Annotated in this window: 8 protein-coding genes; 4 read left to right on the top strand and 4 right to left on the bottom strand. The window is 60.9% G+C overall.

The window, feature by feature from the left end; all coding sequences use genetic code 11:
• Positions 1 to 3: 3 nt before the first annotated feature.
• From V6Z53_RS00850 to V6Z53_RS00835, 4 genes are all read right to left on the bottom strand, one after another.
• Positions 4 to 1,002 (bottom strand): hydrolase, encoded by a 999-nt coding sequence (locus V6Z53_RS00850; RefSeq protein WP_338583701.1) that lies wholly within the window; start codon positions 1,000 to 1,002, stop codon positions 4 to 6.
• A 62-nt stretch (positions 1,003 to 1,064) separates the two neighbouring features.
• Positions 1,065 to 1,679 carry a 16S rRNA (guanine(966)-N(2))-methyltransferase RsmD gene (gene rsmD / locus V6Z53_RS00845; RefSeq protein ID WP_338583700.1) on the bottom strand — a complete coding sequence of 205 codons (615 nt, stop codon included), beginning with the start codon at positions 1,677 to 1,679 and terminating at the stop codon, positions 1,065 to 1,067.
• Entirely contained in the window at positions 1,679 to 3,169 is a 1,491-nt protein-coding gene (locus V6Z53_RS00840) for a pitrilysin family protein (RefSeq protein ID WP_338583697.1), read from the bottom strand. Before V6Z53_RS00840 ends, rsmD begins: the two co-directional genes overlap by 1 nt.
• Positions 3,162 to 4,517 carry a pitrilysin family protein gene (locus V6Z53_RS00835; RefSeq protein ID WP_338583695.1) on the bottom strand — a complete coding sequence of 452 codons (1,356 nt, stop codon included), beginning with the start codon at positions 4,515 to 4,517 and terminating at the stop codon, positions 3,162 to 3,164. Before V6Z53_RS00835 ends, V6Z53_RS00840 begins: the two co-directional genes overlap by 8 nt.
• A 606-nt stretch (positions 4,518 to 5,123) precedes the next feature.
• Between V6Z53_RS00835 and ftsY the strand changes: the two genes are divergently transcribed.
• The 4 genes from ftsY (at position 5,124) to rpoH (ending at position 9,282) form a co-directional block, all read left to right on the top strand.
• Positions 5,124 to 6,626 (top strand): signal recognition particle-docking protein FtsY, encoded by a 1,503-nt coding sequence (ftsY, locus tag V6Z53_RS00830; protein ID WP_338583694.1) that lies wholly within the window; start codon positions 5,124 to 5,126, stop codon positions 6,624 to 6,626.
• Positions 6,623 to 7,294 carry a cell division ATP-binding protein FtsE gene (gene ftsE, locus V6Z53_RS00825; protein WP_095057385.1) on the top strand — a complete coding sequence of 224 codons (672 nt, stop codon included), beginning with the start codon at positions 6,623 to 6,625 and terminating at the stop codon, positions 7,292 to 7,294. The genes ftsY and ftsE overlap by 4 nt, the downstream gene beginning before the upstream one ends.
• A complete protein-coding gene (ftsX, locus tag V6Z53_RS00820; protein ID WP_338583693.1) occupies positions 7,291 to 8,313 on the top strand; it encodes a permease-like cell division protein FtsX in 1,023 nt (340 codons plus the stop codon). Before ftsE ends, ftsX begins: the two co-directional genes overlap by 4 nt.
• A gap of 114 nt (positions 8,314 to 8,427) precedes the next feature.
• Entirely contained in the window at positions 8,428 to 9,282 is an 855-nt protein-coding gene (gene rpoH, locus V6Z53_RS00815; RefSeq protein ID WP_150746650.1) for an RNA polymerase sigma factor RpoH, read from the top strand.
• Positions 9,283 to 9,333: the final 51 nt, after the last annotated feature.

Here is a 9,333-nt window from a genome sequence, read left to right as displayed (position 1 = left end):
GGCTTACCCGCGACCTGCGTTGGCCAGCCAGTGCGGGATGCGCCGCTCCAGGTAGTAACCCGGTTGCCTGACCGAACCGTCGACAAACCCGACATGCCCACCCTTGGCCTGCAATTCGAGTTGCGTGCAGGCCGACAATTCATCAGCGTGCGGCAGGCTGTGGGGAAACACGAACGGATCGTCGGCCGCCTGAATGATCAGGGTCGGCGTGCGAATTTCCCCGAGGAAGTAGCGGCTCGAGGCGCGGCGATAATAATCCTCGGCATCGACAAAACCGTTCAGCGGCGCGGTGACCCGGCCATCGAAATCCCAGAAGGTGCGCATGTTCTCCAGCGAGCCGAGCGCCGCTAACGCCGCCAGGCCATCCTCGCGGCCATCATGCTGGAACTGCCGCTGCTTATTCTTGATGTAGGCCAGCATTTCGCGCATGAAATGCGCCTGATAGACCTTTGAGAATCCTTGGCCGATCCGGTCGGCGCACTGGTCCAGACGAAACGGCACTGACACCGCTACGGCACCCATCACACCACTGTCACTGCCGGATTCGCCCAAATGTTTGAGCAGGACATTGCCGCCCAGGGAATAACCGACTGCATACAGCGGCGCCAGAGGCCGCTTGGCCCGCAGATGCTTGATGGCTTCGGCGAGATCTTCGCTGGCGCCGGAGTGGTAGCTGCGCGGCAGCAGATTGGGTTCGCCGGAGCAGCCACGCCAGTTCAGCGCAACACTGGCCCATCCTCGGTCACCCAGGGTTTTTTGCATCCCGGCCACGTAAGGCGAGTTAGACGAGCCGGTCAGCCCGTGCAGCACCAGCACCAACGGCGCATCAACGCTGTGCGGTCCGTGCCAGTCAAGGTCGAGGAAGTCGCCATCTTCGAGCCACAAGCGTTCACGTTGGCGTTCGATGTGCGTGGTTTTTCGCCACAGCGGCCCCCACAAGGTCTGCAAGTGCGGGTTGCCGAGGCCGAAGGCGGGGGTGAAGCGTTCTGACGGATGGGACACGATTGTTCTCGATGCAGCGGCGCGCGCCTGTGTGCGGTGCGCGCCTTGTTCAGGCCGGTCGATTAACCGGCGATCTCTGCCATACGTTGCCACAACGAATAATAGACCCGCCCGGATTTTTGCTCGCGGTGCAGGCGCCAGTTGCCCGGCAGGCCGAGCGTCGACGGTGCGGATTCGCTTTCGGTGTACACCCACGCGTCCTCGGCCAGCCATTGGCGCTCTTCGAGCAATTTGCACACGGCGGGCAGCAGGTTCTGGTTGAACGGCGGGTCGAGGAACACCAGGTCGTAAGCCGTGGCGGTCTGGGTTTCCAGATAGCGCAGGGCATCGGCGGTCTGGACCTGGCCGGTGGTGCAGCGCAACGTTCCCAGATGCTCCTTGAGGCTGGACACCGCGATACTGCTGGCATCCAGCGCCTGACCCATGGCCGCGCCACGGGACAAGGCTTCGAGGAACAGCGCGCCGCTACCGGTGAACGGGTCGAGCACCTTGGCACCCGCAACGTACGGCGCAAGCCAGTTGAACAGGGTTTCACGCACCCGGTCCGGCGTCGGACGCAGGCCCGGGGCATCGGGGAAGCTCAGCTTACGGCTGCGCCATTCGCCGCCGATGATGCGCAGTTGGTTCACGCCGTTGTGCACGTTGTGAACAGGTTTTTTAGGACGGGAAGTAGCCATTAATGCTCCGGAACCCCGAGCGGTTGCTCGGCAGGTTTATCAGTAGGGGCCGGTAACGGCTTTTGCGGCACGGTCGGGCCAGCGCTGACGATGGCCATTTTGTCCGTGCTCAGGTGTTTGTTCATGGCCGCTTTGACTTGCTCGACGGTCAGGTTCTGGGACTGCTGCATGAAGTCTTCCAGATGGCTCAACGGCAGATTATAGAAGCCAATGGCGCCCAACTGACCGACGATATCGGCGTTGCTGGCGGTGGACAGCGGGAAGCTGCCGGCCAGTTCACGCTTGGCGTCGTCGAGTTCTTTTTCGGTCGGACCGGTTTCAAGGTAGTCCGCCAGAACGTCCTGCACCAGCTTCAGTGTGCCTTCGCTCATCTCGGCGCGGGTTTGCAGGTTGATCATGAACGGGCCGCGCGCCTGCATCGGACTGAAGCCCGAATATACGCCATAGGCCAGGCCGCGTTTCTCGCGCACTTCGCTCATCAGTCGAGTGCCGAAACCGCCACCACCGAGGATCTGGTTGCCCATGGACAATGCTGCGTAGTCCGGATCGTCGCGGTCGATACCCAGTTGCGCGAGCATCAGGTTGGTCTGCTTGGACGGGAACTCGATGTGGCCGATGCTGGCCTTGGGTTCGGTGGGTTGGGCGATTTTCGGCAGGGCCGGGCCTTTGGGAAGGGCGGCGGAAACCTGTGCGGCGATGGCTTCGGCTTCGGCGCGGGACAAGTCGCCAACCAGTGCGATCACCACGTTGCCGGCCGCGTAGGCTTTCTCGTGGAAAGCACGCAGTTGCGCCAGGGTCACGGTCGGAACGGTTTTCGCCGTGCCATCGCTGGCGTGCGCGTACGGATGGTCGCCATACAAGCGGTTCATCAGCTCGAGGCTGGCCAGTTTGCCGGGGTTCTGTTTCTGGTATTCGAAGCCGGCGAGCATCTGGTTCTTGATGCGGGTGAACGAGTCAGCAGGGAAGGTCGGTTTGCCGACGACTTCTGCGAACAGCTTCAACGCTGGCTCACGTTTGTCCGCGGCGCTGAGGCTACGCAGCGACGCAACCGCCATGTCTTTGTAGGCACCGTTGCCGAAATCGGCACCCAGGCCTTCGAAGCCTTGGGCGATGGCGCTGACGTCTTTACCCGCCACGCCTTCATTGAGCATGGCGTTGGTCAGCAGGGCCAGGCCAGGTGCGTCACCGTCCTGGCTGCTGCCGGCGGAAAAGATCAGGCGCATGTCGAACATTGGCAGCTCACGGGCTTCGACAAACAAGACTTTGGCGCCTTCGGCGGTGCTCCAGGTTTGCACGTCGAGTTTGCGGTGACTTGGTGCCTTGCCGTTGAGTTCGGTCAGCGATTGCAGCTTCTGGCTGGCCTTGGCCTTGTCCAGTGCTTCGCTGGCATTGGACTCGTCGGTCTTCGAGAAATAGAACGCGGCGGACCCGATCAGGGCGACGGCGATCAGGCCAAGCAGGGCCAGGCGCGGTTTTTTATGTTCACTCATGAGTCGTCTCCTCCGGCAGTACATGGGCGACGCTGAGACGTTCGCGGGTGAAATACAGCTTGGCGGCTTTCTGGATGTCTTCCGGGGTCACGCTTTCCAGGTCGGCGAGTTCGGTGTCCATCAGTTTCCAGGACAGGCCGACGGTTTCCAGTTGACCGATGGCGGTGGCCTGGCTGGTGATCGAATCGCGCTCGTAGACGAGCCCGGCGATAACCTGCGCGCGCACGCGCTCCAGTTCTTCAGTGGTCGGTGCGGTGGTTTTCAGCTGTTCAAGCAGCTTCCACAAACCGGCTTCGGCCTGGGCGATGGTTTTCTTTTTCTGGCTGTTCGGTGTTGCCGACAAGGTGAACAGACTGTCGCCGCGGGTGTAGGCGTCGTAGCTCGACGAACCGCCGGACACCAGCTCTTCTCCGCGTTCCAGTTGAGTCGGAATGCGCGCGCTATAGCCGCCATCAAGCAACGCGGAAATCAGACGCAAGGCATTCACCGAGCGCTTGTCTTCAGCAGTAGCGATGCTCGGCACGTTGAAAGCCAGCATCAGGCTCGGCAATTGGGTCTTCACGTGCAGGGTGATCTGGCGTTCGCCGGGTTCGGCCAGTTCCAGCGGTTTTTTCGCGGCAGGCACATCACGTTTGGCGATCGGACCGAAGTAGCGCTGGGCCAGGGTTTTGACTTCCTCAGGCGTCACGTCGCCGACGACCACCAGCGTGGCGTTGTTCGGGACGTACCAGGATTCATACCAGTGGCGCAGCTCTTCGACTTTCATGCGGTCCAGGTCCGCCATCCAGCCGATGGTCGGCGTGTGATAGCCGCTGGCCGGGTACGCCATGGCCTTGAAGCGCTCGTAGGCCTTGGACATGGGTTTGTCGTCGGTACGCAGGCGACGCTCTTCTTTAATGACTTCGATTTCCCGGGCGAACTCGTCCGGTGGCAGGCGCAGGCTGGCCATGCGGTCGGCTTCCAGTTCGAAGGCCACGCCCAGGCGGTCGCGGGCCAGGACCTGGTAGTACGCGGTGAAGTCGTCACTGGTGAAGGCGTTCTCTTCGGCGCCGAGGTCGCGCAGGATCAGCGACGCTTCGCCGGGGCCGACTTTCTCGCTGCCCTTGAACATCATGTGTTCCAGGGCGTGGGACAGGCCGGTCTGACCCGGTGTCTCGTAGCTGGAACCAACCTTGTACCAGACCTGGGAAACCACCACAGGCGCGCGATGGTCTTCGCGCACGACGACCTTCAAGCCGTTGTCGAGGGTGAATTCGTGGGTCGGTTGTGGATCGGCAGCCAGGGCCGAGAGGGGCAGACAAACTGTGCTGAGCAGCAGGCCTGCGGCGCGGCGGGCTAGAGCATTCATTCGTGTTTAAACCTTTGGGGCTGCCCGCTAGGTCTTAGCGTCAGCGGGCGAGAGGTAGGGCGTGTCATCAAGCATTACCAGTACCGCGCCGGTCCTGAGAGTGCGCAGGGCAAGGCGCGAGGAGTGTAGTTTGGTCATTCCAAATAAACTCCGAGCAACGCAGCCCTGCGCACTCTCAGGACCGGCCCTCCGGGTGGTGCCTGAAAACGGGCCATGCTGCGTTGCAGTCCTTGGGAAGGAAAGCACATTCCCTACGGCCTGCGCCTTGCCTGGCTCGTTTTCAGGCGGCCACGCGGTACTGGTAATGCTTGATGACACGCCCTAGGATACTGATCCGTTTTAGCGGCGGCCACGCCTATCAGGCCTTTATGCTTGATCAGGTTGAATGGGTTTACGACGGAAGGTGTGAATTTATCAACAGAATTCCGCTTTTTCGCCGATTTTGCTGCTTTAGTCCTATGACAAATCGATTCTTTGAGGCGCCGATGAGCGCCTCGACAAAATGTTGCGCGTGAACAAGCTGGGTCAATCGCAGTCTGTTCTGCATCGAATATTTATTTGCCGGGGCGCCATTGGCGCGTCGCTACCGTGAGATAGCCGTCCTCCATGTTTGGTTCCAACGACGACAAGAAGACCCCAGCTGCGGCTGGCGAGAAGAAAAGCCTGTTCGGATGGCTGCGCAAAAAGCCGCAGGAAGCCGTCGTCGAACAGCCACAGCCACTTCCTGAGCCAACAACCGCGCCGGCGCCGGTAATAGAAGCTGAGCCTGCGCCGGTGGTGTTGCCGATCGCCGAATCGGTGCTGCAGCCGGTCATCGAGCCTATAAACGATGTCGTGGCCGAGTTGCCGCTGGCTTCGGTCGCCGAGCCTTGGTTGACCTTGCCGGTGGCGGAAGAGCCGGTGGCGCTGGTCGAAGATGAGTTGGCGCCGCATGTGACGCCGCCGATTCCAGCGCCGACCGCGTTGGCAGCTGAGCCGGTTCAAGTGCCGGAGGTTGAGCCTGTCGTTGAGGTTGCGCCCGAGCCTGTCGTTCCGGCATTCGTAGCGCCGGTAGCACCAGCCGTTCAAATGCCCGAGCCCGAGCCTGCACCTGCACCTGCACCTGCACCTGCAATTGAGCCCATCGCCGCAGCGCCAGTCGAGACTCCAGTCGAGCCGGTACGCACCGAAGAATCCAAAGCCGGTTTCTTCGCCCGTCTCAAGCAAGGCCTGTCCAAGACCAGTGCCAGCATCGGCGAAGGCATGGCCAGCCTGTTCCTGGGCAAGAAAGCCATCGATGACGAATTGCTCGATGACCTCGAAACCCGCCTGTTGACCGCCGATGTAGGCGTCGAGGCCACTTCGGTGATCATTCAGCGCCTGACCCAAAAAGTCGCGCGCAAAGAACTGGCCGATGCCGATGCGCTGTACAAATCCCTGCAAGCCGAGCTGGCAGCGATGCTCAAGCCTGTCGAGCAACCGCTGAAAATCACCTCGCAGAACAAGCCGTTCGTGATTCTGGTGGTCGGCGTCAACGGCGCCGGCAAGACCACCACTATCGGCAAATTGGCGAAGAAGCTGCAACTGGAAGGCAAGAAAGTCATGCTCGCCGCCGGCGACACCTTCCGCGCCGCCGCCGTTGAGCAATTGCAGGTCTGGGGTGAGCGCAACAAGATCCCGGTGATCGCCCAGCACACTGGCGCCGACTCCGCGTCGGTGATCTTCGACGCCGTGCAGGCCGCCAAGGCCCGTGGCATCGATGTGCTGATCGCTGATACCGCCGGTCGCCTGCACACCAAAGACAACCTGATGGAAGAGTTGAAAAAGGTTCGACGGGTCATCAGTAAGCTCGACGCCGACGCGCCGCACGAAGTGTTGCTGGTACTCGACGCCGGCACCGGCCAGAACGCCATCAACCAGGCAAAGCAATTCAACCAGACCGTCGAACTGACCGGCCTGGCGCTGACCAAACTCGACGGCACCGCCAAGGGCGGGGTGATCTTTGCCCTGGCCAAGCAGTTTGGCTTGCCGATCCGTTACATCGGCGTCGGCGAAGGCATCGACGATTTGCGCACTTTTGAAGCTGAACCCTTTGTCCAGGCACTGTTTGCCGAGCGGGAGCGTTCATGATTCGTTTCGAACAGGTCGGTAAACGCTACCCGAACGGTCACGTCGGCTTGCATGAGCTGAGCTTTCGAGTCCGTCGGGGCGAGTTTCTGTTTGTGACCGGCCATTCCGGCGCGGGGAAATCCACGCTGTTGCGCCTGTTGCTGGCCATGGAGCGCCCGACCAGCGGCAAGCTGCTGCTCGCCGGGCAAGACCTGAGCACCATCAGCAACGCGCAGATTCCATTCCTGCGCCGGCAAATCGGCGTGGTGTTCCAGAACCACCAGTTGCTGTTCGATCGCACCGTCTTCAACAACGTTGCGCTGCCGTTGCAGATTCTTGGCCTGTCCAAGGCTGAAATCGCCAAACGCGTGGATTCGGCTCTGGAGCGCGTGGCGCTGTCGGACAAGACCGATTTGTACCCTGGCGACCTGTCCACCGGTCAGCAACAGCGTGTCGGCATTGCCCGCGCCATCGTTCACCGCCCGGCCTTGCTGCTGGCGGACGAACCGACCGGTAACCTCGACCCGCGTCTGGCGGCAGAAATCATGGGGGTGTTCGAAGACATCAACCGCCTGGGCACCAGCGTGCTGATCGCCAGTCACGATTTGGCGCTGATTGCGCGCATGCGCCATCGCATGCTGACCCTGCAACGCGGTCGATTGATCGGCGACGGGGAGGCGGCAGAATGAGCGCGACACGCAGTCCGAAGGTTTCCGAGCGCGTGGCACCGAAAGCCGCCGATCCGCAGCCGAAGAAGAAAAAACACGACGACGATGACGGTCCGGACTTTGCCACGCTGTTCCGTGCCTGGGTCGAAAGCCATCGTGCCAGCCTGCTGGACAGCCTGCGCCGCCTCGGCAAGCAGCCGATCGGCAGTTTCTTCACCTGCATGGTGATGGCGGTAGCCCTGAGTTTGCCCATGGGGCTGTCACTTCTGCTAAGTAACGTCGAGCGTCTGGGCGGTTCCTGGCAGCGTGCGGCGCAGATCTCCCTGTACCTGCAAATTGAAGCCAGCCCCGCTGAAGGCGAATCGCTGCGCGAGCAGATCAAGGGCATGCCCGGCGTGGCCGATGCCGAATATGTCGGACGGGATCAGGCGCTGGAAGAGTTCCAGCAACAGTCCGGCCTGGGTGAGGCGCTCAAGGAACTGCCGGAAAACCCGCTGCCTGGCGTGGTCCTGGTGACGCCGACCGAAGTCGACAAGCCGGCCCTCGAAGCATTAAGACAAAAACTTTCCGAACTGCCGAAGGTACAACAGGCGCAGCTTGATCTAGTCTGGGTCGAGCGTCTGGCAGCCATCCTCAAGCTGGGTGACCGTTTTGTCTTTGGTCTGACCGTGCTTTTGGTTTCTGCATTACTTTTGGTGATAGGCAATACCATTCGTCTTCATATTGAAAACCGCCGCACAGAGATAGAAGTGATTAAACTCGTGGGCGGCACTGACAGCTATGTGCGCAGGCCCTTTCTTTATATGGGCGCGCTGTATGGTTTCGGTGCGGGGATCCTTTCCTGGGGCGTGCTGGCGTTTGGCCTTGACTGGCTGAACGACGCGGTCGTCGGGCTGGCCGGTTTGTATGGCAGTGATTTCGCACTGGCCGGCGTGCCGGTTGCCGACGGTCTGTCTCTCTTGCTTGGCGCGGTGCTGTTGGGTTATATCGGTGCATGGATTGCAGTCGCACGTCATCTCAGGGAGCTGGCGCCGAAGTAGAATCTTTTTTGCGCGTGATTGACCTCGCGGTTTTTTGGGAACTTGTACTTGATTTCCCGGTCAATTTTTCGCAGTGCCGAGAGGCACGAGTATGTAAGTGGGAGGTTTTTTCGTATGACCAATTCTTTGCAACCTGCGTATGCGTTGGTTCCGGGTGCGAACCTGGAAGCCTATGTGCACACCGTCAACAGCATTCCATTGCTGACGCCGGAGCAGGAGCGTGAACTGGCCGAGAGTCTCTACTATGAGCAGGATTTGGGGGCGGCTCGGCAGATGGTGCTCGCCCACCTGCGTTTTGTCGTACATATCGCCCGTAGCTATTCCGGCTACGGGCTGGCTCAGGCTGACCTGATCCAGGAAGGTAACGTTGGCCTGATGAAGGCCGTGAAGCGCTTCAACCCGGAAATGGGCGTGCGCCTGGTGTCGTTCGCTGTGCACTGGATCAAGGCGGAAATTCACGAGTTCATCCTGCGCAACTGGCGCATTGTGAAAGTCGCGACCACCAAGGCCCAGCGCAAGCTGTTCTTCAACCTGCGCAGCCAGAAAAAACGTCTGGCCTGGTTGAACAACGAGGAAGTCCATCGCGTGGCGGAAAGCCTCGGCGTAGAGCCTCGGGAAGTGCGCGAGATGGAAAGTCGCCTGACCGGCCATGACATGGCCTTCGACCCGGCTGCCGAAGCAGACGACGACAGCGCTTTCCAGTCGCCGGCCAACTATCTGGAAGACCACCGGTACGACCCGGCGCGTCAACTGGAAGATGCCGACTGGAGCGATAACTCCAACCACAACCTGCACGAAGCGCTGGAAGTGCTGGACGACCGCAGCCGTGACATCCTCTACCAGCGCTGGCTGGCAGAAGAAAAGGCCACGCTGCACGACCTGGCGCAGAAGTACAACGTGTCGGCCGAGCGTATTCGTCAGCTGGAAAAGAGCGCGATGAACAAGCTCAAGGTGTCGATTGCCGCGTAACCGGCGAGCAGACATAAAAAAACGCCCCGATCATCGATCGGGGCGTTTTTG

It is taken from the genome of Pseudomonas sp. MAG733B, assembly GCF_036884845.1.
In the GTDB taxonomy this organism is placed as follows: Bacteria; Pseudomonadota; Gammaproteobacteria; order Pseudomonadales; family Pseudomonadaceae; genus Aquipseudomonas.
This window is presented reverse-complemented; position numbering and strand designations above follow the sequence as displayed.

Excerpts from the sequence above, each read along its gene's own strand:
- V6Z53_RS00840 (WP_338583697.1), bottom strand. The coding sequence starts at position 3,169 with ATGAGTGAACATAAAAAACCGCGCCTGGCCCTGCTTGGCCTGATCGCC.
- rsmD (WP_338583700.1), bottom strand. The coding sequence starts at position 1,679 with ATGGCTACTTCCCGTCCTAAAAAACCTGTTCACAACGTGCACAACGGC.
- rpoH (WP_150746650.1), top strand. The coding sequence starts at position 8,428 with ATGACCAATTCTTTGCAACCTGCGTATGCGTTGGTTCCGGGTGCGAAC.
- ftsY (WP_338583694.1), top strand. The coding sequence starts at position 5,124 with ATGTTTGGTTCCAACGACGACAAGAAGACCCCAGCTGCGGCTGGCGAG.
- ftsX (WP_338583693.1), top strand. The coding sequence starts at position 7,291 with ATGAGCGCGACACGCAGTCCGAAGGTTTCCGAGCGCGTGGCACCGAAA.
- ftsE (WP_095057385.1), top strand. The coding sequence starts at position 6,623 with ATGATTCGTTTCGAACAGGTCGGTAAACGCTACCCGAACGGTCACGTC.
- V6Z53_RS00835 (WP_338583695.1), bottom strand. The coding sequence starts at position 4,517 with ATGAATGCTCTAGCCCGCCGCGCCGCAGGCCTGCTGCTCAGCACAGTT.